This is a genomic window from Stenotrophomonas sp. YJH_SMC_57 (assembly GCF_059369755.1).
The window spans coordinates 309,222-334,633 of the sequence record NZ_JCAFSZ010000001.1; the positions used below are offsets into that span (position 1 = coordinate 309,222).

Here is a 25,412-nt window from a genome sequence, read left to right on the forward strand (position 1 = left end):
GCATCCATGCCGCGGACACCCCTGCCACCGGACCCACCCCGCCTTCGACAGTTTCCCGCTGCTGGCGGTAGGTGCCGACCGTTGGTCGGCACGGGGTCAGAGCCGTTTTCCTTCGGAAAACGGCTCTGACCCCATTTTGTTTGTCGATATCTGACAGATTTCATCCACGCATGGCGTGGATCTACTGGCCACCGGGCCAAGTCTGGGGGAGAGCCCCCTGAGTCAGGGGGCGGCCGCGAAGCGGCGGGGGTCTGGGAGCTGGTAAGTGGGGCCCGCGTTTCGCGCAGCGAAGCGTGGGAGCGGCAGCGCGCATGCGATGGCGCGTTCCCAGGGCGCAGCCCTGCCGCCGCCTCCGGGAGGTAAACTACCCGGATGGCTTCCCGTCCCGCGCACGACCTGCTCCAACGCGTCTTTGGTTACGACGATTTCCGTGGTCCGCAGCAGGACATCGTGGAGCATGTGGCTGCCGGTCACGATGCCCTGGTGCTGATGCCCACCGGCGGCGGCAAGTCGCTGTGCTACCAGGTGCCGGCCCTGCTGCGTGACGGTTGCGGCATCGTCATTTCGCCGCTGATCGCGTTGATGCAGGACCAGGTCGAGGCGCTGCGCCAGCTGGGCGTGCGCGCCGAGTACCTCAATTCGACCCTGGACGCCGAAACCGCCGGTCGCGTCGAGCGCGAACTGCTGGCCGGCGAACTGGACATGCTCTATGTCGCGCCCGAGCGCCTGCTGACCGGCCGTTTCCTGTCGCTGCTGTCGCGCAGCCACATCGCCCTGTTCGCCATCGACGAAGCGCACTGCGTGTCGCAGTGGGGCCACGACTTCCGCCCGGAATACCGCCAGCTCACCGTCCTGCACGAGCGCTGGCCGGACATTCCGCGCATCGCGCTGACCGCCACTGCCGACCCGCCCACCCAGCGCGAGATCGCCGAGCGCCTGGACCTGGCCGAAGCCCGCCACTTCGTCAGCTCCTTCGACCGCCCCAACATCCGCTACACCGTTGTGCAGAAGGACAACGCCCGCAAGCAGCTGACCGATTTCCTGCGCGGCCATCGCAGCGAAGCCGGCATCGTCTACTGCATGTCGCGGCGCAAGGTCGAGGAAACCGCCGAATTCCTCTGCGGCCAGGGCTTCAATGCGCTGCCCTACCACGCCGGCCTGCCGCCGGAGGTGCGTGCCAACAACCAGCGCCGCTTCCTGCGCGAAGACGGCATCGTGATGTGCGCCACCATCGCTTTCGGCATGGGCATCGACAAGCCGGACGTGCGCTTTGTAGCGCATACCGACCTGCCCAAGTCGATGGAAGGCTATTACCAGGAAACCGGCCGCGCCGGCCGCGATGGCGAGGCCGCCGAGGCCTGGCTGTGCTATGGCCTGGGCGACGTGGTGCTGCTCAAGCAGATGATCGAGCAGTCCGAGGCCAGCGAGGAGCGCAAGCAGCTGGAGCGTTCCAAGCTCGACCACCTGCTGGGCTACTGCGAATCCATGCAGTGCCGCCGCCAGGTGCTGCTGGCCGGTTTCGGCGAGACCTATCCGCAGCCCTGCGGCAACTGCGACAACTGCCTGACGCCGCCGGCCGCCTGGGACGCCACCGTCCCCGCGCAGAAGGCATTGAGCTGCGTCTACCGCAGTGGCCAGCGCTTTGGCGTCGGCCACCTGATCGACATCCTGCGCGGCAGCGAGAACGAGAAGGTCAAGCAGCAGGGCCACGACAAGCTGAGCACCTATGCCATCGGCCGCGACCTGGATGCGCGCACCTGGCGCAGCGTGTTCCGCCAGCTGGTGGCCGCCAGCCTGCTGGAAGTGGACAGCGAGGGCCACGGCGGCCTGCGCCTGACCGATGCCAGCCGCGCCGTGCTGACTGGCCGCCGCCAGATCAGCATGCGCCGCGATGCCGCCGGCACCAGCAGCGGCCGCGAACGCAGCGCACAGCGCACCGGGCTGTCGGTGCTGCCGCAGGACCTGGCCCTGTTCAACGCCCTGCGCGGCCTGCGCGCCGAACTGGCACGTGAACAGAACGTGCCGGCCTTCGTGATCTTCCACGACAGCACCCTGCGCAACATCGCCGAGCAGCGTCCGACAAGCCTGGACGAACTGGCCCGGGTCGGCGGCATCGGCGGCACCAAGCTCAGCCGCTACGGCCCGCGCCTGGTGGAGATCGTGCGCGAGGAAGGGTAGCGCCGGGCCAACGTGGCGATGCCCACCCTGGTGCAGCCCCAACCTTGAACCGGCTGTTCAGCTGGAAGTGCATCTGCGCCCACTTGCCGCTAAATTGACGCCCATGTCTTTGGCCTCGACCCTGCTCCGTGTCGTGCTCATGCTCAGCCTGTTGCTCAACGGGCTGAACGCGGCCATGGCCAGTGGTCACGAGGAGATGGGCCGGATGGGCCATGCCGTGGCCGCCGCCGAGGACGGCGAGGCCGACTGCCACCACCACGCCGGCATGCAGGCCGAACAGGCTCCGCAGGCCAAGGCCCCCGCCCACGACGCCCATTGCCAGATCAAGGACTGCGTGCGCAGCTGCGCGCAGCACCCGTTGCTGGTGGTGCAACCCCTGCCGTACCTGGCCGGCCCGGCATTGTCGCTGGCCCCGCAACGGATGCCGGCCAATGGCCGCCCGGCGCCGCCACTGCCGCCGATCTCGCGCCCTCCCATCGGCTGATTCCACGCGTACCGTGCGCGCTGCGCACCAGAGCCGGCTGTTTGCCGGCATCTATCCGTGTCTGGAGTCACCACCATGAATACCCGCATTCCCCCCGGCCCGGGCGCTGTGCCCATGCCCTCGCGCCGCCTGTTCGTGCAGGGCCTGGCCGCCGGTGGCGTCGTCGCCGGCATCGCCGCCGTCGGCGTGCCGCAGCGCGCGCTCGCCGCTGCCACGTCCACGCCGCGCCTGGCCGGCGCCCCCGCCGTGCTCAGCGACACCCGCGTCGAGCTGTCCATCGGCGAATCGCTGGCCAACTTCACCGGCCGCACCCGCCCGGCGATCACCGTCAACGGCTCACTGCCGGCACCGATCCTGCGCTGGCGCGAAGGCCAGAGCGTGGACCTGTTCGTGCGCAACACGCTGCAGCGCCACCCGACCTCGATCCATTGGCACGGCATCCTGCTGCCGGCCAACATGGACGGCGTGCCCGGCCTGAGCTTCAACGGCATCGGCCCCGGCGAGACCTACCACTATCACTTCGACCTCAAGCAGTCGGGCACCTACTGGTACCACAGCCACTCGATGTTCCAGGAGCAGGCCGGCCTGTACGGCGCGCTGATCATCGACCCGGCAGAGCCGGCGCCGTACCACCACGACCGCGAGCACGTGATCCTGCTGTCGGACTGGACCGACATGGACCCGGGTGCGTTGTTCCGGCGCATGAAGAAGCTCGCCGAGCACGACAACTACTACAAGCGCACGCTGCCGGACTTCCTGCGCGACGTGAAGCGCGATGGCTGGTCGGCCGCGCTGTCCGACCGTGGCATGTGGGGGCGGATGCGGATGACCCCGACCGACATCTCCGACATCAACGCGCACACCTACACCTACCTGATGAACGGTACCGCGCCGGCCGGCAACTGGACCGGGCTGTTCCGCAGCGGCGAGAAGGTGCTGCTGCGCTTCATCAACGGCGCCTCGATGACCTACTTCGACGTGCGCATCCCCGGCCTGAAGATGACCGTGGTCGCCGCCGACGGCCAGTACATCCATCCGGTCAGCATCGACGAGTTCCGCATCGCACCGGCCGAGACCTACGACGTGCTGGTGGAGCCCACTGGCCAGGATGCGTTCACCCTTTTCTGCCAGGACATGGGCCGCACCGGCTTTGCCGCCGGCACGCTGGCGGTGCGGCATGGCCTGCAGGCACCGATTCCGGCGCGCGACCCGCGCCCGTTGCTGACGATGTCCGACATGGGGCACGACATGGCAGGGCATGACATGGGCGGCCACGCTGGCCACGACATGGCCGCGATGAAAAGCATGGAAGGCGGCTGCGGTGCCAGCATGGGCCACGGCGCACATGGCGGTGGCAGCGATGCCGCCAGCAAGGCACCGAAGCACCCGGCCAGCGAACGCAACAACCCGCTGGTGGACATGCAGAGCTCAGCCACCGAACCCAAACTGGACGACCCGGGTATCGGCCTGCGCGACAACGGCCGCCAGGTGTTGACCTACGGAGCGATGCGCAGCCTGTTCGAGGACCCGGATGGGCGTGAACCGGGCCGCGAGATCGAGCTGCACCTGACCGGCCACATGGAGAAATTCTCCTGGTCGTTCGATGGCATCCCGTTCGCCAGCGCCGAGCCGCTGCGGCTGAACTACGGCGAGCGCATGCGCATCGTGCTGGTCAACGACACCATGATGCAGCACCCGATCCACCTGCACGGGGTGTGGAGCGATCTGGAAAACGCGCAGAACGAATTCCAGGTGCGCAAGCACACCATCGACATGCCGCCGGGCACCCGCCGCAGCTATCGCGTGCGCGCCGACGCACTCGGTCGCTGGGCTTACCACTGCCACCTGCTGTACCACATGGAAGCAGGCATGATGCGCGAAGTGAGGATCGAAGAATGAGCCGCACACTGCTTTCCCCCAGCCTGCTGGCCCTGGGCCTGGCGACTGCACTTCCGGTGTTCGCGCAGTCGCATGCCGGCCATGACATGGCCGCGATGGACGCGCCTGCGAAAGCCACGACAACGCCAGCCGAGCAGGTCGATCATTCGAAGATGGATCACTCGAAGATGGATCACGGTACGACGCAGCCGGCGACGATGGATCATTCCTCGATGGATCATTCCTCGATGGACCACGCCGCGATGGGCCACGGATCGCCTGCACCGACCGAGCCACGCGAGCCGATCCCGATCCCGACCGACGCCGACCGCGCCGCCGCCTTCCCGCCGATCGCACATGGCGCGATGGAACATGCGCCGGAGATCAACAGCCTGCTGCTGATCGACCGTCTTGAACACTGGGATGGCAAGAGCAGCAACGGCCAAGCCTGGGAGGCGACCGGTTGGATCGGCGGCAACATCAACCGCCTGTGGCTGCGCACCGATGGCGAACGCAGCCGTGGCCGCACCGAGTCGTCATCGCTGGAAGCCCTATACGGCCGCAGTGTGTCGCCCTGGTGGGACGTGCTGATCGGCGTGCGCCAGGACTTCCGGCCGGCCGATTCGCGTACCTGGGCCGCGCTCGGCATCCAGGGCCTGGCCCCTTACAAGTTCGAAAGCTCGGCCACGCTGTACATGGGTTCCGGCGGCCAGGTACTGGCCAAGGCCGAAGTCGAGTACGACGTGCTGCTGACCAATCGCCTGATCCTGCAGCCGTTGCTGGAAGCCACCGTGGCGGCCAAGGACGAACCGGAGTACGGCATCGGCCGCGGCCTGAACAAGGTGGAAGCCGGCCTGCGCCTGCGCTACGAGTTCAGCCGCCGCTTCGCGCCGTACATCGGCATCAGCCACGAACGCACGTTTGGCGACACCGCCGATCATGCCGGTGACCACGCGCGCGACACGCGCTGGGTGGCCGGCGTGCGCATGTGGTTCTGAGCAGCGGAGTGTGAGCAACCGCCAGCCCCGGCAGCCGCCGGGGCCGGCTACACTGCGCCACGTTCCAATGCAGGCCCCACCATGTCGTTGCAGATCCGCCGCGCCACCCTCGCCGATGTCGAAGCGCTGTCGGCCATCGCCATCGCCACCTACAACGAAACCTGGGGCGACTCGTATCCGCCGCAGGAACTGCACGATTTCCTGCAGGCGCACTACAGCAGCGGGCCCCAACGCGCCGAGCTGTCCGACCCGCGCAGTGCAGTCTGGCTGCTGATGGACGCCGACAACGTGGTCGGCTACCTGGCCGCCGGTGCCAACACCCTGCCGCATGCGGATGCGCGCGAGGGCGACATTGAACTGAAGCGTTTCTACATCCTGGCCGCCTACCAGAACGGCGGCCATGGCGCGCCTGATGGACGCGTTCATGGACTGGCTGGACAACCCGCAGCGCCGCACCCTGTGGGTGGGCGTGTGGGAAGAGAACTTCGGTGCGCAGCGCTTCTACGCACGCTATGGCTGCAGCAAGGTGGGCGAGTATGAATTCATCGTCGGCGACACCCACGACCGCGAGTTCATCCTGCGTCGGCCGTGACCGCCTCCCTGTAGAGTCGAGCTTGCTCGACTGCTGTCGGACAGCCAGTCGAGCAAGCTCGACTCTACAAAGAGCGAACCACTCAGAAATCGAACAGTTCGGACAGGAAGCTGTCCTTCTTCTTTTTCTTGTAGCCGTGACCATGCTGCTGGCCACGGTTGTCCTCGTAGCGCTGGCCGAGATGGCGGGTGTCACGGTGCATCACCGGCGGCGGCGTGGACGCCGGCTGCTGCTGCACAGGCGCAGGCGGCGGCACCGCGGCTCCGGCACCGGCGCGCTCGATGATCTTGTCCAGCTCGCCACGGTCCAGCCATACACCACGGCACCCCGGGCAGTAATCGATCTCGATGCCATGGCGTTCGGCCATCTGCAGGGTCTGGGTCGTGCATACGGGGCACAGCATGGGCATTGCTCCTGTCGGTCTGGCATCGACTGTACCTGCCCTGCGATGACTGTGCGGCAACACATGACCGATGGCACAGGGACTTCCGGCGCGTGCCGGCGGAAGCGGTCGGCCCGACACTGCGGCCTTGTCCCGCAGGGAGTGCGCGCATGACCATGCTGTCCCGCCTGCCCAACCCGGTGCGCCTGTTGCTGGTGCTGCTGGGCGTTGGCCTTGGCCTGAACCTGCGCGATATCGCCGCGTCCATCGGTGCGCCGATTCCTGCGCTGCCCATCCCCTATGGCGGCAGCCTGCTCGACAATGCACTGGCCGTACTGCTGGCGCTGTTGCTGGCCGCGCTGCTGCGCCCCCGCGGCGTGGGCCTGCTGGCCAGTCTCGGGCTGCGCGGCAACGGCTGGAGCGGACCGTTGTGCGTGCTGCTGGCCAGCCTGCCCTGCTGGCTCGGCCTGGCCCTGCTGGGCACACCTAACACCGCGCTGACCGTCCTGGACGCAACGATGCTAGCGGTGCTGTTCCCCGTGGCCGAAGAGGTGCTGTTCCGCGGCCTGGGTTTCATCCTGCTGGTGAGGATCGTGCGCGGCCCGTGGCCCCTGTTCGCACTGCCGCAGGCGTTGCTGTTCGGCTGGGTGCACTGGCTCGGCTTCGGCGGTTTCGAGGGCGGTGGCACCGCGCTGTTCATCGGTGCGGTGATCGCCTTCGGTGGCTTCATCTTCGCCTGGCTGGACCACCTCGACGGCGACACCCTGTGGTGCGGCCTGGTGCTGCACGTTTCGATGAACCTGGCCTGGAATGTGTTCAGCCTCGATGACGCCATCGCATTGGGCTGGCAGGCCACCAGCCTGCGCATCGGCACGGCCCTGCTGGCGGTGGCCGCGCTGGCCTGGCACAGGCGTCATCGCCGCCTGACGCGCTTGTAACGCCCACTTAGCCTGCCGTGCACGCCGGGATCACTACCGGCTTGCGCATACTTGCGCGCCTTTTCACCGTTGCTGTCCGGAGTTGTCGCGTCATGTTGCTGTCCAAGCGCCACGTTGAGCCCCGCGTCCTGCTGATCGAGGACGCGGAGGAAACCCGCGAACTGAGCCGGCTGGCGCTGGAAAGCCAGGCCTGCCATGTGGTGGGCGTCAGCTCGGCCGAAGCCGCGTTGGGCCTGCTGGCCGCCGGTGAGCGCTTCGACCTGCTTTTTACCGACGTCAACCTGGGCCGGGTGAGCGGGATTGAAGCCGCCAACCAGGTGCGCGACCTCTATCCGTACCTGCCAATCCTGGTCACTTCGGGCATGGACCAGCACCGCGTGCTGCCACAACTGCGCGACGGCATCCATTTCCTGCCCAAGCCCTACAACATGAGCGAACTGCTGGATGCCATCCGCCTGTGCTTCCGGCACGCCGATGTGGGCGTGCTGACCGGACCGGACGCACAGGCAGCCTGAGGCATTCATCCACGGATGGCGTGGATCGGCTGAATCCGCGTCTCATCGGCGTGGCTGGCACCTGCCATCAACCGCTGCTGTACGGCCCGGTACCCGGAAACACCTTCAGCAACGCGCGGGTGATCATGTCCGGGTACACCGTGAAGTGGTCCTCGTCATCGATCACCATGTTCTCCACCTTCAACGATCGCCCACTGTTGCGCAGCTGTTCGGCGAACTCGGCGTTGTGGCGCAGCATGTCGTTGCGGGTGAAGTAGCGCGGTTCCGGCTTGACCGTTTCGAAGCTGCCCACTGACAACACCACCGTGGTCGGCTGCGAGGGCGCCCTGGCCTCGGCCTGCAGGCGCGGTACAAGATGGTCGTCAAACCACAGCGACGGGCTGGACAGGATGTAGGTACGGAACATGTCCGGACGCGTGGTCAATACGTAGGCGCCGAACAGGCCGCCGTAGGAATGGCCCGCGTAAGCGCGCCGTGCCGGATCGGTACGGTAGCGCGCATCGATCATCGGCAGCACGCGCTCGGCGAGGAAATCGCGGTAATGCGCGGCGCCGCCATAGCTGACGTCATCACTGTAGTCACGCGGATCGGTGCGCGCCGGATCGCTGGGCGTGTAGTCCCGCGAGCGGCTCTGCCTGGAGGTCAAGCCTTCCTGCGGCGGCAGCCCGACCAGGATGAAATCCTCCAGGTTGACACCCTTCTGCCCCACCATGTTGCGCACGCTGCGCACCAGCGGGAAGCTGTACAGCGCATCGGTCACGTACAGCACCGGGTAGTGCTTCTCCCGATGCGCGGCGTAGTCGGCCGGCAACGCCACCCAGACCGGGTAATCGCGGCCGACCGGATCGTGCACGCGCAGCGCTTCGGTATCCGGCAACACCACGCCCGGCGCAGCGGTGGCCGCGCTTTGCTTCGCTTCACTCTGCGTTGCCGGCGGTGCCACCGACATCGCACAGCCACTCACGGCCAGGCAGGCCGCCACACTCCATCCACGCACACGCTGCATCCACACGCTCCCGTTGCGGGCGGCGCACCGGATGGCGCCGCTGCCGCATCCTTGCATGGCGTGCGACGCGGTGCCAGTGCGGTCAGGGCGAGGCCGGCGGCGGTGCCGGGAACAGCGTGCGCAGCGCCTGCAACGCGGCCGGATGATAGATCGTGGCGTGGGTTTCCTCCGGCAGTGGCAGGTACTTCACCAGCGGCGACGGCGAGGCCTGTTCCAGCAGCGTTGCCAGCTGCGCGGCAGAGGCTGCCAGTTCCGGTTGCCCGCTGCTGGCCAGGAACACGCGCGGCTGCGCACGCGTCACCGCCGACAACTGCTTGGCTGCACCGGCCAGCATCGTGCCCCGGTTCCACCACAGGCTGGGGTCCAGCGCGATGTAGCTGTTGAACAGCGTCGGTTCCTGCAGCAGCGTCTCGACCACGAACAGCCCGGCCAGCGATTCGCCGATCAACGCGCGCTCGTCGGTGGTCGGGTAGCGCTGGCGCACCTGCGGCATCAGTTCATCGCGCAGGAACGCGCGATAGGCCGCCGAGCCACCGATGCGCGGCGCGATCTTCTGGTCCTGCGGATCCTTGCTGGGGCCGGTCATGTCACGGCGGCGTTCGGTGTTCTCGATGCCGACCAGCAGGAACGGACGCATGCTGCCGTTGCCGCTCAGTACCTGCACCAGCCCGGCCACATGCAGGAAGTCCTCGCCGATACCGCCATCGGGCATGTAGAGCACCGGCAGCGGCGCCTTTGGGTCCAGGCCCCACGGCTGCGGGCGGTAGACGTTGATGCGGCGCGTTTCGCCCAGCGCCTTCGACTGTACGGTGAAGGTCTCGCCAATGACCAACGGGGTTGCGGCGGCGGCCTGTGCGGACGGCGCCGGTTCGGCGGCCATCAGCGGCGTGGCGGAGACGGCGGACAACAACAGCGACAGCACGATCAGGCGCATGGGCGGCCCATCCTGGGAAAGATGGCCGAGCATAGCGCTCCGCCAGAGGGATCGGCGGCTTCGGCACGCTCAACACCCGTGCCAGATGCGTAGATCCACGCCCTGCGTGGATGGATCACTGTAGAGCCGAGCCCACGCTCGGCTCAGCACCCCACGCGAACCGCGGCCGAGCATGGCTCGGCTCCACAGGGAGCCTGCACGGATATGTCGCGTTCGCACCGCAATTTTGCCGCGTGACGCGCTCGCGCCGCTGCTACGGATCATGAAAGTGCAGCACGCTTTACACGCGCCGGTTCACAGCAAATGCGCCACCCGATGTGGTTCGCGCCATTCCACAACGCGATTCGCCAGGCCACAAGAACAGATACGTCGTGTCCTGTCGCTCGCTGCATCGGAGCCCTCTGTGACAATAGTGTCGCGCTGTGGGTGGCAGAAATTCTTCCCACATTTCAGATTGAAATCCGCACGCGGGCGTAACCAATATGCGGCGCCACCGACAACGGGTGGCACCGGGCCTGCAAGCCCGTAATAACATTCACGCTGTTGTTTGCGCTCATCTGTCGGCATCGTCTCCGGACCGTGCCGGCGGGTATCCGTCGGCCTTCATGGCGGGCGGTGCGTGGGGGTTTTCGGACCCGCCGGTTACTGCGTGATGTCTCCGGGCTCGCAGCCATGCACCGTCCGCCACCCGTCCTGCACGGTGGTGCTACTGCCCAAGAGCCGAGGAATCCGAGATGACCCTACGTCCGCCCCAAGCGCCCTACTGCACCCTCGACAGCGTCAATGACGATGACAACCCCACACCGGATCTCAGCACATTCTGGGGATGCCTCAAGCGCATCCGCGATGGCGACGGCGCCGACAGCCTGCCCTGGCCGGAAGCCGATCTGCCGCCCGGGCGGGAACAGGCGATGGCACGCGCGGAGCGTGCCGCCGTTGGCATGCTGACCGTGGCGGAAATGCTGCACGCCGCCGAACGCTGCCGGTCGATCGCCACGCCCGACCGCCATCTGGATGAAGGGGTGATCGATGGGTTGTTCTTCGCCTGCCGCGGGCTGGCGGAACTGGTGTGCCGAGATATCCGCCCGGCGTAGCCGCCGTTGCCCCCATAACCGGTCCATACTTGGGATGGACTGGTCGCCAGTCCCTTCGAAACCTACAAGGAGGTTTGCATGTTGAATGCCGTGCTCATCGCCGCGCTGGCCGCCAGCCCGACCGCGCCCGTACCGTATGCCGACTGCCTGCTCGGCAACATCCAGCCCGGGCTGTCTGATCGTGCCGTGCAACTGGTGCAGGAGGCTTGTGCTGCAAAGCATCCGGAGAGCTTCGCCGCGGCGATGGAACTGGAACGCAGAACCAGTCTGCAGCGGCTCAACTATTTCGAGGCGGCAAGAGCGGAGGCGGCACGTTCTGCGAATGCGGCAGCAACAGCCGCACAGGAGGCTGCCGACGCGGCGGCGGCTAAAGCGAAGACTGCGCGGTCGAAGTAGTTGGCCTGGACGAGCGGCACAAAAAAGGCACCGCATGGCGGTGCCTTTTCGAATGACCTGGGTCACTGGTGCAATTGGTGGGCCGTGAAGGATTCGAACCTTCGACCAAAAGATTAAAAGAAAGCTGGCGCTTCCTTTGAAAACAACCGGTTGCGCCGCTCTATTTTTCCGCCCATCGAGCGTGGAACCATTGCAGGTCCTAAGCTCACTCGACAATTTTTCCGGCGTCTCAAGCGATATGCACGGGATCCACGACCTAGACTCCACCGTTTGACGCCGGTTGCCGAGCCGTTGGCGAACTGGTGTGCCGCGACGTACAACCATCGTGAGTGTGCGGTCGGGAACGGCAATGAGAAAGGCGCCCAGGCGCCTCCTCACAATCCAGTGGCAAATCAGGAGCGCTGCACGTTGGAATCCAGCCACGCCTGCACGCCCTGCAGCTCGGCCCCGATCTTCGCATTGAAGGTTCGCTCCACATCCCACGCAACGCCCCTCCCTTGGGCAAAGGCCGCGCGATACTTCTTTATCATGTTGCCCGGGTCGTTAGCCAGTTCCTGCATGAGCTGGGGTACACCCCAGATCGTCAGCTCGAAAGGTTCGCCGAACGCCTTCTGCAGAATATCCGGAAGGTCGCCGTAGCGGATGGTGTCACCTGCCAGATACACGATCTCGTTGCGGATCGCAGGTGTGTGGAACACGATGCGCGCTGTCATTGCGCCGATATCATCCGGCGTGGTCAAGGTGACAGCGTTGCTCGCCGAGCCCAGGGCGTTCACTTTATGCCCAATCAGGTCGACCACGCCGAAGTCGGGCTCGAAGAGGTAGCTGGTGAACATCCCAGTGGAGATGATCACCCAATCCATCGCAGTCTGCGAACGCAGATACTCGCGCACGTCCAGCTGGGCGTCGAACAGATCCTGGGGGCCACCGCGCCCAATGGCATCGAAATCGACACCGAACTGCCAAGGGAAGTAGCGGGGAATACCAGACTTCACCGCCGCACGCGCGACCTTCATTGGCGTATCGCGGCCTGCGGCATAGCCGGTGCATCCAATCACTGTGTCGAACTGCGCGAAGGTGGCCGCCAACGCTTCTACTGATTCAGTTACCAGATCGCCAGTAACGATATTCACCCCCAAGGCGCGGATTTCATCAACCACCCGCTGCTTCTCCGGCCGTTCTGAGTCGATCGACGTCACCCGTAGCATCACACTGATCCGTGTGCCTGGATGACTTACGGCCAAACGTGCAAGGTTCCGGATGACAGGCATTCCAAGCTCGCCTGCGCCGAGCACCAGGATCGACCGAGAGGGGGTAGTGCTGATAGATGACATGGAAATCGCCTTGTGTGTGTACGATGGCGGCGATTCTGCTCGCCTAATGGCCCACACGTAAGAAGGCACATCGATGATACCGACCGCACCGTTCATGAGTCCGGAAGAACTCCTAAGGCACTCTCAAGCCATATGCGACGGGATGAGCGAGGACGAAGATGGACTGCGCCGGGAGGTTCTGGCGCACGCTGGTAGCCGCTGGTCCCTGGGTATCATCCATGCGCTTGGCGTGTATGGAACGCTGCGTCATGCCGAGGTCGCGCGACGGATGAAGGGGATCACCCAGCGCATGCTTACGCGCACCCTCCGGCAATTGGAACGTGACGGGTTGATCAGCCGGCAGGATTTCCACGAAGTACCGCCACATGTGGAGTACAGCATCACAGCGTTGGGCAAGGACCTTCTTGTACTGATGATTCCCATGTGGACATGGGTAGTGGCTCATGCGGAGGAATTCCGCCAATGTCGGCAGAATTTTGATTCTTCAGACGGGAAATGAAGATATGGGCCAGTAGCGGCGCAGGCAGGTAGCTTCACCCACTGGGGGGACGCTCCATCGCGTCATCACCGAGGTATTCGCGTCGGTCACATCCGACGCCAAGCGTTTGGCCTTGTGTGGGCTACAACATCGGGGCCTCAGCGAAGGCACCGCAAGAACGCATATGGTCACGTCACCGAAGAGATGCGACAGCGATACGACCACGAACTGCCGGTGGTTCAACTGCCTCATAAGCCGCACGTGCTCGAGCGTGGAACCACTTAATTTTTCCGGAAATATGAAAAAGGCGCCGCAAGGGCGCCTAAATCATTGATGCAATTGGTGGGCCGTGAAGGATTCGAACCTTCGACCAAAAGATTAAAAGTCTTCTGCTCTACCGACTGAGCTAACGGCCCATTGCACTGCCCCTGCCTTTCGGCGGGGTGGGCATTCTACCCTACTTTGGCAGGTCGCGCGAAACCCCGGTGTGTCGGGGTTGCCGGCCAGCGGCCGGCACTACCAGCGGGCTTAAACCTTTGGGGCCACCGTCGCATCCCATCTGTGACCCTTCCCCGGAGCCATGGATGCGCCTGATCGTCAGCCTGCTTGCCGCCCTGCTGCTGCCCTGCGCGGCCCTGGCCGCCCCGCCCCAGGTCGTCACCGATGATATCGCCCGCTTCTGGGCCACCTTCGACGCGGTGCGCGCCGAGCCCGACGCCGAACGCCAGGTGGCGCTGGTCCAGCAGCGCTACATCGATCCGGGCAGCCCTGGCCTGCATGCGCTGATGCAGGTACGCCACTACACCGCCCGCGAGTACGCCGAGGCCATGCAGGCGTGGCCGCGCTTCTGGGCCTCGGTACGTCCGCTGACCGCCAACGCGCAACAGGCCAGTGCCACGCTGGAGCGCGATCTGGGCGCGTTCCGGGCGCTCTACCCGGCGCTGCGCCCGGCCACCATCACCTACGCGGTGGGCGTGCTTCGCACCGGTGGCACCACACTGGGCAACAAGGTGCTGATCGGAGCGGAGATGGCGCTGGGCGACGAGCGCGTGGACGTGAGCGAGCTGCCGGAGCCGATGCGCAGCCGCCTGCGGATCTTCTACGACAGCCGTCCGGGGGCGAACAACGCGCAGAACAACCTGCACGAGTACGTGCATACCCAGCAGCGCGAAACCACGGGCAGCCTGGCCCAGTACGTGGTGCGCGAAGGCGTGGCGGAGTATGTGGCCGAGCGGCTGAGCGGGCGTCGGCCGGCATTGCCGCTGTACCGCTACGGACCCGCGCATGAGGCTGAAATCCGCACGCGCTTCATCGCCGAGATGGACGGCGAAGACCTGGACAACTGGCTGTACAACAGCGCCCGCAACCCGTTCGGGGTAGGTGATGTGGGCTACTACGCCGGCTACCGCATCGCGCAGGAATACATGCGACAGCAGGCCGATGAGAAGGCCGGTATCGCGCGGATGATCGAGCTGGACTATGCCGATGCGGGGGCGGTGCGGGCGTTCATCGAGGCATCGGGGTGGTTGCGGCAGCGGTAGCGCCGGGTTGTGCCCTGCGAGTCAGGGAGTGCGAACCAAGGTTCGCACCCACCGAGGAGCAGTTCGCACCCACCATCTTGGAATTCACACCCATCGGGGAAGCCGGCCAGCGGCCGGCACTACCAGAGGCGGTCAGGCGTACAGCGTCGGGTCGGCCACGCCGGCTTCGGCGAAGCCCTGCGCGCGCAGGCGGCAGGCGTCGCAGTGGCCGCAGGCGGCGCCGTTGGCGTCGGCGTTGTAGCAGGACACGGTCAAACCGAAGTCCACGCCCAGGCGCACGCCTTCGCTGACGATCTGGCCCTTGCTGAGGAACTGCAGCGGTGCGTGCACCTTGATGCCCGCGCCTTCCACGCCCGATTTGGTGGCCAGGTTGGCCAGTGCCTGGAACGCGGCCACGAACTCGGGGCGACAGTCCGGGTAGCCGGAGTAGTCCACGGCGTTGACGCCGCAGAAGATGTCGTTGGCGCCGAGCACTTCGGCCCAGCCCAGGGCCAGCGACAGCATGATGGTGTTGCGCGCCGGCACGTAGGTGACCGGGATGCCGGCACCGCCGGCCTCGGGCACGTCGATGTCGTCGGTCAAGGCCGAGCCGCCGATGCTGCGCAGGTCCACGTCCACGGTCTTGTGCGCGACCACGCCCTGCGCCTTGGCCACGCGCGCGGCGGCATCCAGTTCGGAGGTGTGGCGCTGGCCATAGCGCACGCTCAGGGCATGCACGGCGAAGCCCTGTTCCTGGGCCATGGCGATGACGGCGGCTGAATCCATGCCGCCGGAGAGAAGCACGACTGCCTTCTTCATGGGTAAAACATCCGGTTGGGAGGGGAAAGCCAGCACGCTGTCCCGCGCCGGAGCTACATCAGGGGACGCCGCCCAGGCTCATCGGCCGGGCTCGTCGTTCCACAGGATTTTATGCAACTGCATCTGGAAGCGCACCGGCAGCCGGTCTTCGACGATCCAGTCGGCCAGCTGGCGCGCGGTGATCTCGCCCTTGCTGGGCGAGAAGAACACCGTGCAGCGCTTCACCAGGTCGTGCTCGGCCAGCAGGGCCTTGGCCCAGTCGTAGTCTTCGCGGCTGCAGATGACGAACTTGATCTGGTCGCGCGCGGTCAGCAGCGGCAGGTTTTCCCAGCGGTTGCGCGCCACTTCGGCCGAACCCGGGGTCTTGATGTCGACCACGCGCGATACGCGCGGGTCCACCGCACTGACGTCCAGCGCGCCGGAGGTTTCCAGCGAGACGTCCATGCCGGCGTCACACAGCTTCTGCAGCAGCACCAGGCAACGCTTCTGCGCCAGCGGCTCGCCACCGGTCACGCAGACATGGCGCACGCCCTGCGCCAGCACCTCGGCCACGATGTCGTCGATGTCCCACCAGGTGCCGCCGTGGAAGGCATAGGCGGTGTCGCAGTACTGGCAGCGCAGTGGGCAGCCGGTCAGGCGTACGAACACGGTCGGCCAGCCGGCGGTATCGGCTTCGCCCTGCAGCGAGGTGAAGATCTCGGTGATCTTCAGGCGTGGCAGCGGCGACTGCACGATGTCGCTGGGGGTGGCGACGGCATTGGACGGGATAACGGCGGTCATGGCGGGTACGTCTTGGTGGGGCACGTGGCGGGTGGGCTACCGTGGCCGGTAACGAAAGCAGCCGAACATGGCCCGGCTCTACAGCAGCGACCGGGCGGCATGGCCTGGCCGGCGTTTACGGAAACCGGAAACGCAAACAGCCGAGCGGGGGCTCGGCTCTACAGGAAACGTATTGTACGCCGGATCAGCGGATCTGCTTGCCCAGCCGGATCGACTGCAGGCGGTCCTGCGCGGTGCGCGCGGCGTCCGAGCCGGGGTACTGCGCCACGACGGTCTCCAGCGTCTGCTGGGCCTGGTCGACCTTGCCCTCGCCATACTGCGAGAGGCCGACCTTGAGCAGGCCGCCAGCGGCCTTGTCGTGGGTCGGATAGCGCGAGAGCAGTTCACGGAACTGGGTCTCGGCCATCGGGAAATTGCGGGTGGCGTAATAGCTCTCGCCCAGCCAGTACAGCGCGTTCGGCGCGTAGACGCCGTTCGGGTACAGCTGCAGGAAGCTCAGGAACAGCTGCGCCGAATCGTCGTACTTGCCGGCCTTCAGCGATTCGAAGGCCACGTTGTACGAGGTGCGCTCGTCACCGGTGGCGGCCAGGCTGCCGGCATCGCCATGGACCGAAGGCGGCCGCTCGGAAGTGGCCGCCGCTGCGGGGGTTGCCGGGGCCGGAGCGGCCTTCGGTGCAGTCGCCGGAACGGGCGGCAGGGCCGGGGCGGCGTTGCCCCCTTCCAACCGGTTCAGGCGGCTGTCCAGATCCAGGTACTGGTCCTGGGCGGACTGCTTGAGCTGGGCGTTGTCGTGCTGCAACTGCTCGATCGAGGCCTGCAGGCTGGTGACCTGCTGCCGCAGCTGATTGATCTGGTTCAACAGGTCCTGGTTGGCACTGTTGTTGTACATCTGCTGCTCGAGCGCGCCGACACGGTCGGCCAGGCTCTGTCGCTGTGCATGCGCCGGTGCGGCAGCCACGAGGGCTGCCGCAACGACCAGCATCAGTTTGATGCCAATGCGCATGGATTACTGCGCGGTGTAGACGATTTCGACGCGACGGTTCTGCGACCAGCAGGACTCGTTCGACTCGGTGCAGACCGGACGCTCTTCACCGTAGGACACGACGGTCAGCTGCGAAGCCGAGCCACCGTTGGCCTGCAGGGCCGAGTTGACGCCGTTGCCACGACGCTCGCCCAGGGCCTGGTTGTACGCGCGCGAACCGCGCTCGTCGGTGTGGCCCTGCAGGGTGATGCGCGAGGACGGACGGTCACGCAGGTACTTGGCGTGGCACGCCATGATGGCCTGGAATTCCGGCTTCACGTCTTCCTTGTCCAGGTCGAAGTAGACAACGCGCTGGCGCAGGCAAGCGTCGGTGTCCAGGTCGCCCGGGCCGTACAGGCCGGAAGTCGACGGGCCGGTCGGGGTGGTGGTCGAGGTGCCGGTGTCAACCGGGGCTGCCGGCTCTTCCTTCACCTTCTTCGAGCAACCGGCCAGGACGGCCACAGACAGCAGGGAAACAAGCAGAACGCGGGTGGACTTGTTCATGGCGATACCTTTGTGGCTCCTAGGCCGATGAGGGGTTCAAGACAGCAAAATGTTAACACTCTTTTAGCGCTGGGTACGGTATGGGGACCATGCCGGTTCGCGCACATCACCATCGGCCAGGACCAGGCGCTGGCGAACCCGCGCATCGGCCGAAACGGCATACAACACACCACGGCCACCTTCGCGGGCGGCGTACAACACCATGCTTGCGTTGGGCGCGAAGCTCGGCGATTCATCCAGCGAACCCGGGGACAGCGTGCTCCAGCGGGGCGAACCCAGCGAGCTGTCCATCATCGCGATCTTGTAGCTGTTGCCCGAGCCCTGGGCGACGGCGATCTTCTTGCCATCGTAGGACACGGTGGGCTTGGCGTTGTAGTTGCCCTGGAAGGTCACGCGCTCGGCACTGCCGCCGCCCGCACCGACCTTGTAGACCTGCGGACGGCCGCCGCGGTCGGAGGTGAAGTACACCGCGCTGCCGTCCGGTGCCCAGGTCGGCTCGGTGTCGATGGCGAAGTGGTTGGTCAGCTGGGTCAGCTGCTTGCTGCCCAGGTCCATCACGTAGATTTCCGGATTACCCGAACGCGACAGGGTCAGGGCCAGCTTGCGGCCATCCGGCGAGAACGCCGGGGCGCTGTTGATGCCGCGGAAGCTGGTGACCAGCTCGCGTGCGCCGGTGGCGATGTTCTGGATGTAGATCGCCGAGTTGCCACGCTCGAAGCTGACGTAGGCCAGCTTGCCGCCATCCGGGCTCCACGACGGCGACAGCAGCGGCTCGGCCGAACGCACGATGGTCTGCGGGTTGTAGCCATCGGAGTCGGCCACCATCAGCGCATAGCGCATGGCGTCGCCCTTGCCGCTGGCGGTCACGTAGGCGATGCGGGTCCAGAAGGCGCCGCGCACACCGGTGATCTTCTCGTAGATGGCATCGGCCATCTGGTGCGCGACGTCGCGCATAGCATTGCCGCGCGCGGTCATCGCCAGGCCCAGCAGGCGCTCGCCCTTGGGCACGTCGAACAGTTCGTACTCGACGCGGTAGGCGCCGGCACCGGCGTCGAGCACGCGGCCGACCACGATGTAGTTCTGCTTCAGCGCGCGCCAGGTGGCGAACTGGATGTCGCCGCCGCGGAACGGCTTTTCGACGATCTGCGCTTCCGGCAGCGTGCGGAACTGGCCGGAGCGCTCCAGGTCGGCGCGGACCACGCCGGCGACGTCGGTCTGCGGTGCAGCCGCCGAACCCTGGTAGGGCATCGGCACGATGGTGATCGGCAGCGCGGAGGCATTGCCGCCGATGATGTCGATATCCAGCCCCTTCTGCTGCGCGACGGCAGCGAAAGGCAGCAACAGGGCCGCAAACACGGCAAGCCAGCGAGGCATCTTTTTCATGGAGCGCTCAATAGGGGGAAACCGGAACGAGGGATAGCAAAGCGGAAGTGAACCGCTTCGCAATCATGAACCAAGGGTACGTGAATTCCGGGTCAGTTCCAGCCCGTGCTCTCACGCACCGTTAACGTCGCGGCCACCTTGATGGTGGCCGGGGCCAGGGGCGACCGGACGGCCGCCCTGCCCGCCCACTCAATCCTGCGCAGTGAAGGTCAGGTTGAGCGTGCGGTTGAACACCGACTCGAAGCCGCGGTACGGCAGCGGCTGCGCATTGAGCACCGCCGCCTCGATCGAGCGCTTGCCGGCCTCGTCATAGGGACAGTTGGCGCCAACCTTGGCCTGCAGCACCTGGCCACCCGGAATCTGGGTGATCGTCACCTGGCACTTCTGCCCCAGGGGCACGCTGTCCGGACGCGTCCAGGTGTCGCGCACCTTGGCCTGGATGGCCGCAGCGTACTTGGCGGTCAGGTCATCACTGTTGCCGCCGCCACCGGCCGCCGGCTGCGCGGCACCACTGGCGCCGGCAGCGGCCGTACCAGCGGCATTGCGCGCGGCAGCCACCTGGCGCAGCTTCTGCTCAGCCAGCTTGGCTTCCTTCTCGGCCTGCTCACGCTTGGCACGGATCTCGGCGATCTTCTTCTGCTTCTCGGCCTCGGCCTTGTCCGCAGCCTGACGCGCCTGGTCGGCCAGCTTCTTCTTGGCATCTTCTTCCTGCTGCTTGGCCAGGCGCAGCTTCTGCTCCGCTTCTTCCTGGCGCTTGCGTTCGGTCAGGTCGATCTGCTCCTGGCGGCGCTTGGCTTCCTGTTCCTGCTTGGCCTTCTCCTGCGAGATGGCCAGCGCGTTGGCTGCTTCCTGGTCCTTGGTATCAGGCTGCGCGACTCGCTCCTGCGCCTGTTGCTGCTGGGGCGTCGGGGCGTCCTGCGGGCGCGGTTCGGGAATGGGCTGCGGCGGCGGCACGGTGTCTTCCGGCACCGGGATCGGCTCGGCGACCGGCGGCGGCAGGTCTTCCAGCTTCTCGGACTGGCGCAGGGCCTGGCGCGCGGCGGATGCTTCGGACGCGGACAGCGCCAGGCTGGCCTCGACCGACGGGTCGCCGGCGGCGGCATCGGTGTTGCGCTCGGGCGACCACAGCCAGGCGCCGATGAAGACCAGCGCGACCAGCAGATGCACCAGCACCGCCAGCGCCAGGGGCAGGCCCCAGCCGGGTTCGCGCTGATGCGAAGGTGGCAGGGCGTCAGCGTGCATCGGTGGCCAGGCCTACCTTGTCTACCTTGGCGCGCTTGATCACATCCATCGCGGCGATGACCTTTTCATAGGCCACGGCACGGTCAGCGGCGACGATCACGCGCACGCCCTTGTCCTGGGCGGCGATGCCGGCCAGGCGCCCTTCCAGTTCCTCGGCCGAGACCGCGGCCGGTTCCTTGGCGTCGGGCAGCTTCAGGCTGAGCTGGCCGTCCTGGCGTACCGAGACGATCACCGGGTCCTGCTTGCTTTCCAGCGCCTTGGCGTTGGACTGCGGCAGGTCGACGTCGAAGCTCAGGGTGAGCAGCGGCGCGGTGACCATGAAGATGATCAGCAGCACCAGCATGACGTCGATGTAGGGAACGACGTTGATTTCCGATTTCAGCTTGCGGCGCTTGCGGCGACCGATGGCAGCGGACATGGCTTGGACTCCCGGGTCAGGCGCTTACTCGTCGCCAGCGCTCTGGCGCTGCAGGATGGAGCTGAACTCTTCGGCGAAGGTCTCGAACCGCACCGACATGCGCTCGACGCGGGTGGTGAAGCGGTTGTAGGCCCACACCGCCGGAATCGCCACGAACAGGCCGATGGCGGTCGCAAAGAGTGCTTCGGAAATACCCGGCGCAACGGCGGCAATGCCGGCCTGCGCGCCGCTGCTGATCATGTCGTGCATGGTCACCATGATGCCGAACACGGTACCGACCAGGCCCACGTACGGGGCGGTCGAACCGATGTTGGCCAGCAGTTCCAGGTTGCGCTCGAGCTGGTCCACTTCGCGGGTGTAGGTGGTGCGCATGGCACGCTGCGCGCCTTCCAGCTGCGCACGGCCATCCAGCCGGCGCTTGTCGCGCAGGCGGGTGTACTCGCGGAAGCCGGCTTCGAAGATCGCCTCCAGGCCGCCGACGTTGCGGCTGCGGTCGGTGGCCGAGCTGTACAGCTTGCCGAGGTCGGCACCGGACCAGAAACGGTTCTCGAACTCGTCGGCTTCGCGGGTGGCCTGCTTGAACACGCGGGCCTTGCGGAAAATGATCACCCAGCTGACGAACGAGCCGACCAGCAGCAGCAGCACGATGATCTTCACCGGCAGGCTGGCCTTGGCCATCAGTTCGAGGTAGTTGATGCCGCCGCCGGTGGTGGCCTGGGCAAGGGTCTGTGTCGCGGCGTTGCTGACGTCGGCCGGCAATGCCTCGGTGACCGTGGCCTGCAGGGCCAGGAGCGTTGCGATCATCCGTTGTTCCTCAGTGTTCGGATTCGGGGTGGAGGTGGGGTTGCAGCACCGCAAGGACGGATTCGTCCATGCCGCGCGGGCGGAAACTGGCCGCTTCCAGTGCGGCGATGCGGACCTGGGCCGACAGCAGCAGCTCGCCGTCGCGCAGGATCTGCTGGTCGAAGACCATGCTGGCCTTCTTCAGCTGGACCAGCGTGGCGCTCACCTGCAGGGTGTCATCCAGCCGTGCCGGCCTGATGAAATCCATCTGCATCGAGCGCACCGCGAAGACCATGCCGTGCTCGGCGCGCATGCGCTCCTGGCCGTAGCCCAGCGCACGCATCCATTCGGTCCGGGCCCGTTCCATGAAGGCCACGTAGCGGGCGTGGTAGACCACCCCGCCAGCGTCCGTATCTTCCCAGTAAATGCGTGTCGGCCAACTGAATCGCGGCTCAACCGACATCGGGAACCTCCGCGAACAGGTCCTGCGGCGGGTTCTTCGGCTTCAGGCCCATGTGCCGGTAGGCCTTGTGGGTGGCCATGCGGCCGCGCGCGGTGCGCACCAGGAAGCCCTGCTGGATCAGGTAGGGTTCGACCACGTCTTCCAGCGTGCCGCGCTCTTCGGACAGCGCCGCGGCCAGCGATTCGATACCGACCGGGCCGCCATCGAAGTAATCGACCATGGTCTTCAGCAGGCGCCGATCCAGCTCGTCGAAGCCCTCCGGGTCAACCTTCAGCATCTGCATCGCGGCCTGCGCAACAGCTTCGTCGATGTGGCCACCGGCCTTGACCTGGGCATAGTCGCGCACGCGGCGCAGCAGGCGGTTGGCGATACGCGGCGTGCCACGCGCGCGACGCGCGATCTCGCCGGCACCATCGGCGGTGCAGTCGATGCCGAGGATGCTGGCCGAGCGGCGCACGATCCGGGTCAGCTCTTCGACACTGTAGAACTCCAGGCGCTGGACGATGCCGAAGCGGTCGCGCAGCGGCGCGGTCAGCAGGCCGGCGCGGGTGGTGGCGCCGATCAGGGTGAACGGCGGCAGGTCGATCTTGATCGAACGGGCCGCAGGGCCCTCGCCGATCATGATGTCGATCTGGAAATCTTCCATCGCCGGGTACAGCACTTCTTCGACCACCGGCGACAGGCGATGGATCTCGTCGATGAACAGCACATCGTGTGGCTGCAGGTTGGTCAGCAGCGCGGCCAGGTCGCCGGCCTTCTCGATCACCGGGCCGGAGGTCACCCGCAGCGCCACGCCCAGCTCGTTGGCGATGACGTGGCTGAGGGTGGTCTTGCCCAGGCCGGGCGGCCCGAAGATCAGCACGTGGTCCAGCGCGTCGCCACGCCCCTTGGCCGCCTGGATGTAGATTTCCATCTGCTCGCGCACCGGCACCTGGCCGAGGTAGTCGGCCAGCCGCTTGGGGCGGATGCTGGCGTCGGCGGCGTCATCCTCGCGGGTGGCGCCGGCGCCAATGATGCGGTCGTCGGTCATGTGCTGATTATGCGGCAAAAGTACGGGTTTCGGCCGGGCTGCGCCCGGCACCCGCTAACGGCAACGTCAACTTCAAAAGCCGGTTTCCTGGGGAATGGCGGGGTGGGTCCGGTTGCGGGGACGCCGTAAACCCGTCCATGGGGGCTCAGCCGCGCCATCCATGGCGCGGATGCCCCGCAACCGGACCCACCCCGCCTTCGACAGATCGCCGCGATCTGTCGGGATGACATGGCTGCTCTTGGTGGGTGCCGACCTTGGTCGACACGGTAGATCCACGCCATGCGTGGATGGAAGCATGGCGGTATCGAGGAAGGAAGAGGCCCTAGATCTCCACCTGGGCGCCCAGTTCCACCAATCTGTTGCCCGGAATCCGGAAGAAGCCCGTCGCCGGCGCGGCGTTGCGATGCATCAGCGCGAACAGCTTGTCGCGCCAGATCGGCATGCCGCGGTTGGCGGTGGCGACGATGGTCTCGCGGCTGGCGAAGAAGGTGGTGTCCATCGGGTCGAAGTAGATGCCACCGTGGTCGCACGAGCGCATCAGCGCCAGTGGCACGTCTGGGGTCTCCATGAAGCCGAAGCGCACGTAGACCCGGTAGAACTCGTCGCCCACCGATTCGATCTTCAGCCGCTGCCCTTCCATCGCATACGGGATCGGCAGGGTTTCCACGTGCAGGAACACGTTGCGCTCGTGCAGCACCTTGTTGTGCTTGAGGTTGTGCATCAGCGCGTGCGGGGCCACGGTCGGGTCGGCGGTGAGGAACACCGCGGTGCCCGGCACGCGCACCGGCGGCGCCAGCATCAGGCCCGGCAGGAAGGTATCCAGGCGGATGCCGTCCTTGCGGATCTCATCGCGCAGCAGCTCGCGGCCACGGCGCCAGGTGCGCATCATGGTGAACAGGAAGATGCCCAGCACCACCGGGAACCAGGCGCCCTGCAGCAGCTTGGCGCCGTTGGCGATGACGAAGCCGAGGTCGATGATGAAGAACACCACGCACAGCGGCAGGATCCAGTTGCGCGCCTTCGGCCACAACGAACGCGCCACCAGCGCCAGCAGCAGGGTATCGATCAGCATGGTGGCCGATACCGAGATGCCGTAGGCCACGGCCAGGTTCGACGAGCTGCGGAACGCCAGCACCAGGCCGATCACCATCACCGCGATGCCCCAGTTGATGCCGGGGATGTAGATCTGGCCAATGGTGTCGTGCGAGGTGTGCTTGATGCGCATGCGCGGGATGTAACCCAGCTGCATGGCCTGGCGCGAGACCGAGAACGCACCGGTGATGACCGACTGCGAGGCGATCACCGCCGCCATCGTGGCCAGGATGATCATCGGGTACAGCGCCCACGGCGGCACCGCCTCGAAGAACGGGTTCTTCAGCGCCTCGGGGTGGTTGAGCACCAGTGCGCCCTGCCCCAGGTAGTTCAGCACCAGGCACGGCAGCACGAAGAAGTACCAGGCATGGCGGATCGGCTTGGCGCCGAAGTGGCCCATGTCGGCATACAGCGCCTCGCCACCGGTCACCGCCAGCACCACCGCGCCAAGGATGAAGATGCCGTGCCAGCTGTGCTCCATGAAGAAGCGGATCGCCCACCACGGGTTGAAGGCCTTCAGCACTTCCGGCGCATCAACGATGTTATAGATGCCGATCGCGGCCAGCGAAATGAACCAGACCGAGGTGATCGGGCCGAACGCCTTGCCGATCTTTTCGGTGCCGAAGCGCTGCGCGGCGAACACCATCAGCAGCACCACCACCGTGATCGGAACGATGAAGGCATGCAGTCCGGGCGCGGCCACCTCCAGGCCTTCAACCGCACCCAGCACCGAGATCGCCGGGGTGATCACACCGTCACCGAAGAACAGCGAGGCACCGAAGATACCGAGGATGCCGACCACATACGCCGAGCGCGACCCGTTGCGCAATGTGCGCTGGGTCAGCGCCATCAGCGCCATGATGCCGCCCTCGCCGTCGTTGTCGGCGCGCATGATGATGGTCACGTACTTCAGCGTGACCACGATGTTCAGCGCCCAGAACGCCAGCGACAGCACACCCAGCACGGTGTCGTGGTCGCTGTTGAGCCCGTAGTGCGGTGAGAACGCCTCCTTCAGGGTGTACAGCGGGCTGGTACCGATATCGCCGAAGACCACGCCGATCGCACCGATGATCAGCGCCATGCCTCCCGCGGGAGGGGCGTGACCGTGGCCACCGGGGGCGGCTGCGTGCGGGGTTTGACTGCTGGACAT

The 25,412-nt window shown here is 66.2% G+C and carries 25 protein-coding genes, 1 tRNA gene and 1 pseudogene; 11 read left to right on the top strand and 16 right to left on the bottom strand.

All coding sequences use genetic code 11. From position 1 onward, the window contains the following. Window positions 1–372 precede the first annotated feature (372 nt). The 5 genes and pseudogenes from recQ (at window position 373) to AC5P7U_RS01340 (ending at window position 6,130) form a co-directional block, all read left to right on the top strand. Window positions 373–2,178 (top strand): DNA helicase RecQ, encoded by a 1,806-nt coding sequence (gene recQ, locus AC5P7U_RS01320; RefSeq protein WP_006439030.1) that lies wholly within the window; start codon window positions 373–375, stop codon window positions 2,176–2,178. A 103-nt stretch (window positions 2,179–2,281) separates the two neighbouring features. After that, window positions 2,282–2,662: a CopL family metal-binding regulatory protein gene (locus AC5P7U_RS01325; RefSeq protein ID WP_414555395.1), complete on the top strand. Its 381-nt coding sequence runs from the start codon at window positions 2,282–2,284 to the stop codon at window positions 2,660–2,662. Between the two features lie 75 nt (window positions 2,663–2,737). Beyond that, window positions 2,738–4,561, top strand: a complete 1,824-nt coding sequence (locus AC5P7U_RS01330; RefSeq protein WP_414555397.1) for a copper resistance system multicopper oxidase — start codon at window positions 2,738–2,740, stop codon at window positions 4,559–4,561. Then, window positions 4,558–5,538: a copper resistance protein B gene (locus tag AC5P7U_RS01335; RefSeq protein WP_414555399.1), complete on the top strand. Its 981-nt coding sequence runs from the start codon at window positions 4,558–4,560 to the stop codon at window positions 5,536–5,538. Before AC5P7U_RS01330 ends, AC5P7U_RS01335 begins: the two co-directional genes overlap by 4 nt. An 81-nt stretch (window positions 5,539–5,619) precedes the next feature. After that, window positions 5,620–6,130 (top strand): annotated as a pseudogene (locus AC5P7U_RS01340) (GNAT family N-acetyltransferase). An 82-nt stretch (window positions 6,131–6,212) separates the two neighbouring features. On the opposite strand, the gene AC5P7U_RS01345 reads toward AC5P7U_RS01340, so the two are convergent. Beyond that, complete coding sequence (locus tag AC5P7U_RS01345; protein ID WP_006438908.1) at window positions 6,213–6,533, bottom strand: TFIIB-type zinc ribbon-containing protein; 321 nt, start codon at window positions 6,531–6,533, stop codon at window positions 6,213–6,215. 149 nt (window positions 6,534–6,682) lie between these two features. Here AC5P7U_RS01345 and AC5P7U_RS01350 point away from each other — a divergent pair, with 149 nt between their 5' ends. Together AC5P7U_RS01350 and AC5P7U_RS01355 are read left to right on the top strand one after the other, a co-directional pair. After that, window positions 6,683–7,450, top strand: coding sequence for a CPBP family glutamic-type intramembrane protease (locus tag AC5P7U_RS01350; RefSeq protein ID WP_006438907.1), 768 nt, complete (start codon window positions 6,683–6,685; stop codon window positions 7,448–7,450). Window positions 7,451–7,542: 92 nt separating this feature from the next. Continuing rightward, the gene (locus tag AC5P7U_RS01355; protein ID WP_006438906.1) at window positions 7,543–7,965 is read left to right on the top strand and encodes a response regulator; all 423 of its coding nucleotides are present in this window, start codon (window positions 7,543–7,545) and stop codon (window positions 7,963–7,965) included. A 67-nt stretch (window positions 7,966–8,032) separates the two neighbouring features. On the opposite strand, the gene AC5P7U_RS01360 is transcribed toward AC5P7U_RS01355, so the two are convergent. Both AC5P7U_RS01360 and AC5P7U_RS01365 read right to left on the bottom strand, forming a co-directional pair. Then, window positions 8,033–8,971 (bottom strand): alpha/beta hydrolase, encoded by a 939-nt coding sequence (locus tag AC5P7U_RS01360; protein ID WP_006438905.1) that lies wholly within the window; start codon window positions 8,969–8,971, stop codon window positions 8,033–8,035. An 82-nt stretch (window positions 8,972–9,053) separates the two neighbouring features. Beyond that, complete coding sequence (locus AC5P7U_RS01365) at window positions 9,054–9,905, bottom strand: alpha/beta hydrolase (RefSeq protein ID WP_414555405.1); 852 nt, start codon at window positions 9,903–9,905, stop codon at window positions 9,054–9,056. A gap of 734 nt (window positions 9,906–10,639) precedes the next feature. Here AC5P7U_RS01365 and AC5P7U_RS01370 point away from each other — a divergent pair. Further along, complete coding sequence (locus AC5P7U_RS01370) at window positions 10,640–10,999, top strand: hypothetical protein (RefSeq protein ID WP_006438903.1); 360 nt, start codon at window positions 10,640–10,642, stop codon at window positions 10,997–10,999. Window positions 11,000–11,077: 78 nt separating this feature from the next. Then, a complete protein-coding gene (locus tag AC5P7U_RS01375; RefSeq protein ID WP_495220729.1) occupies window positions 11,078–11,395 on the top strand; it encodes a hypothetical protein in 318 nt (105 codons plus the stop codon). A 392-nt stretch (window positions 11,396–11,787) separates the two neighbouring features. Here AC5P7U_RS01375 and AC5P7U_RS01380 read toward each other — a convergent pair whose 3' ends face one another. Beyond that, the gene (locus AC5P7U_RS01380) at window positions 11,788–12,729 is read right to left on the bottom strand and encodes an aromatic alcohol reductase (RefSeq protein ID WP_414555407.1); all 942 of its coding nucleotides are present in this window, start codon (window positions 12,727–12,729) and stop codon (window positions 11,788–11,790) included. A 142-nt stretch (window positions 12,730–12,871) separates the two neighbouring features. Between AC5P7U_RS01380 and AC5P7U_RS01385 the strand changes: the two genes are divergently transcribed. Next, window positions 12,872–13,228, top strand: a complete 357-nt coding sequence (locus AC5P7U_RS01385; RefSeq protein ID WP_227416532.1) for a winged helix-turn-helix transcriptional regulator — start codon at window positions 12,872–12,874, stop codon at window positions 13,226–13,228. Between the two features lie 319 nt (window positions 13,229–13,547). Here the strand turns inward: AC5P7U_RS01385 and AC5P7U_RS01390 are convergent. Then, window positions 13,548–13,623: transfer RNA gene (locus AC5P7U_RS01390), tRNA-Lys, on the bottom strand. A 168-nt stretch (window positions 13,624–13,791) separates the two neighbouring features. Between AC5P7U_RS01390 and AC5P7U_RS01395 the strand changes: the two genes are divergently transcribed. Then, complete coding sequence (locus AC5P7U_RS01395; protein WP_414555747.1) at window positions 13,792–14,748, top strand: DUF2268 domain-containing putative Zn-dependent protease; 957 nt, start codon at window positions 13,792–13,794, stop codon at window positions 14,746–14,748. Between the two features lie 132 nt (window positions 14,749–14,880). Here AC5P7U_RS01395 and queC read toward each other — a convergent pair whose 3' ends face one another. From queC to AC5P7U_RS01450, 11 genes are all read right to left on the bottom strand, one after another. Beyond that, a complete protein-coding gene (gene queC / locus AC5P7U_RS01400; protein WP_014038216.1) occupies window positions 14,881–15,546 on the bottom strand; it encodes a 7-cyano-7-deazaguanine synthase QueC in 666 nt (221 codons plus the stop codon). 78 nt (window positions 15,547–15,624) lie between these two features. Continuing rightward, the gene (queE, locus tag AC5P7U_RS01405; RefSeq protein ID WP_308308092.1) at window positions 15,625–16,326 is read right to left on the bottom strand and encodes a 7-carboxy-7-deazaguanine synthase QueE; all 702 of its coding nucleotides are present in this window, start codon (window positions 16,324–16,326) and stop codon (window positions 15,625–15,627) included. A 184-nt stretch (window positions 16,327–16,510) separates the two neighbouring features. Continuing rightward, window positions 16,511–17,329, bottom strand: a complete 819-nt coding sequence (gene ybgF, locus AC5P7U_RS01410; protein WP_164242868.1) for a tol-pal system protein YbgF — start codon at window positions 17,327–17,329, stop codon at window positions 16,511–16,513. A 3-nt stretch (window positions 17,330–17,332) separates the two neighbouring features. Beyond that, window positions 17,333–17,851 carry a peptidoglycan-associated lipoprotein Pal gene (gene pal, locus AC5P7U_RS01415; RefSeq protein ID WP_005410748.1) on the bottom strand — a complete coding sequence of 173 codons (519 nt, stop codon included), beginning with the start codon at window positions 17,849–17,851 and terminating at the stop codon, window positions 17,333–17,335. A gap of 63 nt (window positions 17,852–17,914) precedes the next feature. After that, window positions 17,915–19,234, bottom strand: coding sequence for a Tol-Pal system beta propeller repeat protein TolB (tolB, locus tag AC5P7U_RS01420; protein ID WP_414555749.1), 1,320 nt, complete (start codon window positions 19,232–19,234; stop codon window positions 17,915–17,917). Window positions 19,235–19,423: 189 nt separating this feature from the next. Next, on the bottom strand, window positions 19,424–20,476 hold the full coding sequence (gene tolA / locus AC5P7U_RS01425) for a cell envelope integrity protein TolA (RefSeq protein ID WP_197564766.1): 1,053 nt from the start codon (window positions 20,474–20,476) through the stop codon (window positions 19,424–19,426). Then, entirely contained in the window at window positions 20,466–20,894 is a 429-nt protein-coding gene (gene tolR / locus AC5P7U_RS01430; RefSeq protein ID WP_006438804.1) for a protein TolR, read from the bottom strand. Before tolR ends, tolA begins: the two co-directional genes overlap by 11 nt. Window positions 20,895–20,918: 24 nt before the next feature. Continuing rightward, a complete protein-coding gene (gene tolQ / locus AC5P7U_RS01435; RefSeq protein ID WP_006438802.1) occupies window positions 20,919–21,698 on the bottom strand; it encodes a protein TolQ in 780 nt (259 codons plus the stop codon). 10 nt (window positions 21,699–21,708) lie between these two features. Continuing rightward, on the bottom strand, window positions 21,709–22,140 hold the full coding sequence (gene ybgC, locus AC5P7U_RS01440) for a tol-pal system-associated acyl-CoA thioesterase (RefSeq protein ID WP_006438800.1): 432 nt from the start codon (window positions 22,138–22,140) through the stop codon (window positions 21,709–21,711). After that, the gene (ruvB, locus tag AC5P7U_RS01445; protein WP_008264609.1) at window positions 22,130–23,170 is read right to left on the bottom strand and encodes a Holliday junction branch migration DNA helicase RuvB; all 1,041 of its coding nucleotides are present in this window, start codon (window positions 23,168–23,170) and stop codon (window positions 22,130–22,132) included. Before ruvB ends, ybgC begins: the two co-directional genes overlap by 11 nt. A 322-nt stretch (window positions 23,171–23,492) precedes the next feature. After that, on the bottom strand, window positions 23,493–25,412 hold the full coding sequence (locus AC5P7U_RS01450) for a potassium transporter Kup (RefSeq protein WP_006438676.1): 1,920 nt from the start codon (window positions 25,410–25,412) through the stop codon (window positions 23,493–23,495).

Coding starts and splice junctions, on each gene's coding strand:
- recQ (WP_006439030.1), top strand. CDS start 373: ATGGCTTCCCGTCCCGCGCACGACCTGCTCCAACGCGTCTTTGGTTAC.
- AC5P7U_RS01325 (WP_414555395.1), top strand. CDS start 2,282: ATGTCTTTGGCCTCGACCCTGCTCCGTGTCGTGCTCATGCTCAGCCTG.
- AC5P7U_RS01330 (WP_414555397.1), top strand. CDS start 2,738: ATGAATACCCGCATTCCCCCCGGCCCGGGCGCTGTGCCCATGCCCTCG.
- AC5P7U_RS01335 (WP_414555399.1), top strand. CDS start 4,558: ATGAGCCGCACACTGCTTTCCCCCAGCCTGCTGGCCCTGGGCCTGGCG.
- AC5P7U_RS01345 (WP_006438908.1), bottom strand. CDS start 6,533: ATGCTGTGCCCCGTATGCACGACCCAGACCCTGCAGATGGCCGAACGC.
- AC5P7U_RS01350 (WP_006438907.1), top strand. CDS start 6,683: ATGACCATGCTGTCCCGCCTGCCCAACCCGGTGCGCCTGTTGCTGGTG.
- AC5P7U_RS01355 (WP_006438906.1), top strand. CDS start 7,543: ATGTTGCTGTCCAAGCGCCACGTTGAGCCCCGCGTCCTGCTGATCGAG.
- AC5P7U_RS01360 (WP_006438905.1), bottom strand. CDS start 8,971: ATGCAGCGTGTGCGTGGATGGAGTGTGGCGGCCTGCCTGGCCGTGAGT.
- AC5P7U_RS01365 (WP_414555405.1), bottom strand. CDS start 9,905: ATGCGCCTGATCGTGCTGTCGCTGTTGTTGTCCGCCGTCTCCGCCACG.
- AC5P7U_RS01370 (WP_006438903.1), top strand. CDS start 10,640: ATGACCCTACGTCCGCCCCAAGCGCCCTACTGCACCCTCGACAGCGTC.
- AC5P7U_RS01375 (WP_495220729.1), top strand. CDS start 11,078: ATGTTGAATGCCGTGCTCATCGCCGCGCTGGCCGCCAGCCCGACCGCG.
- AC5P7U_RS01380 (WP_414555407.1), bottom strand. CDS start 12,729: ATGTCATCTATCAGCACTACCCCCTCTCGGTCGATCCTGGTGCTCGGC.
- AC5P7U_RS01385 (WP_227416532.1), top strand. CDS start 12,872: ATGAGCGAGGACGAAGATGGACTGCGCCGGGAGGTTCTGGCGCACGCT.
- AC5P7U_RS01395 (WP_414555747.1), top strand. CDS start 13,792: ATGCGCCTGATCGTCAGCCTGCTTGCCGCCCTGCTGCTGCCCTGCGCG.
- queC (WP_014038216.1), bottom strand. CDS start 15,546: ATGAAGAAGGCAGTCGTGCTTCTCTCCGGCGGCATGGATTCAGCCGCC.
- queE (WP_308308092.1), bottom strand. CDS start 16,326: ATGACCGCCGTTATCCCGTCCAATGCCGTCGCCACCCCCAGCGACATC.
- ybgF (WP_164242868.1), bottom strand. CDS start 17,329: ATGCGCATTGGCATCAAACTGATGCTGGTCGTTGCGGCAGCCCTCGTG.
- pal (WP_005410748.1), bottom strand. CDS start 17,851: ATGAACAAGTCCACCCGCGTTCTGCTTGTTTCCCTGCTGTCTGTGGCC.
- tolB (WP_414555749.1), bottom strand. CDS start 19,234: ATGAAAAAGATGCCTCGCTGGCTTGCCGTGTTTGCGGCCCTGTTGCTG.
- tolA (WP_197564766.1), bottom strand. CDS start 20,476: ATGCACGCTGACGCCCTGCCACCTTCGCATCAGCGCGAACCCGGCTGG.
- tolR (WP_006438804.1), bottom strand. CDS start 20,894: ATGTCCGCTGCCATCGGTCGCCGCAAGCGCCGCAAGCTGAAATCGGAA.
- tolQ (WP_006438802.1), bottom strand. CDS start 21,698: ATGATCGCAACGCTCCTGGCCCTGCAGGCCACGGTCACCGAGGCATTG.
- ybgC (WP_006438800.1), bottom strand. CDS start 22,140: ATGTCGGTTGAGCCGCGATTCAGTTGGCCGACACGCATTTACTGGGAA.
- ruvB (WP_008264609.1), bottom strand. CDS start 23,170: ATGACCGACGACCGCATCATTGGCGCCGGCGCCACCCGCGAGGATGAC.
- AC5P7U_RS01450 (WP_006438676.1), bottom strand. CDS start 25,412: ATGTCCAGCAGTCAAACCCCGCACGCAGCCGCCCCCGGTGGCCACGGT.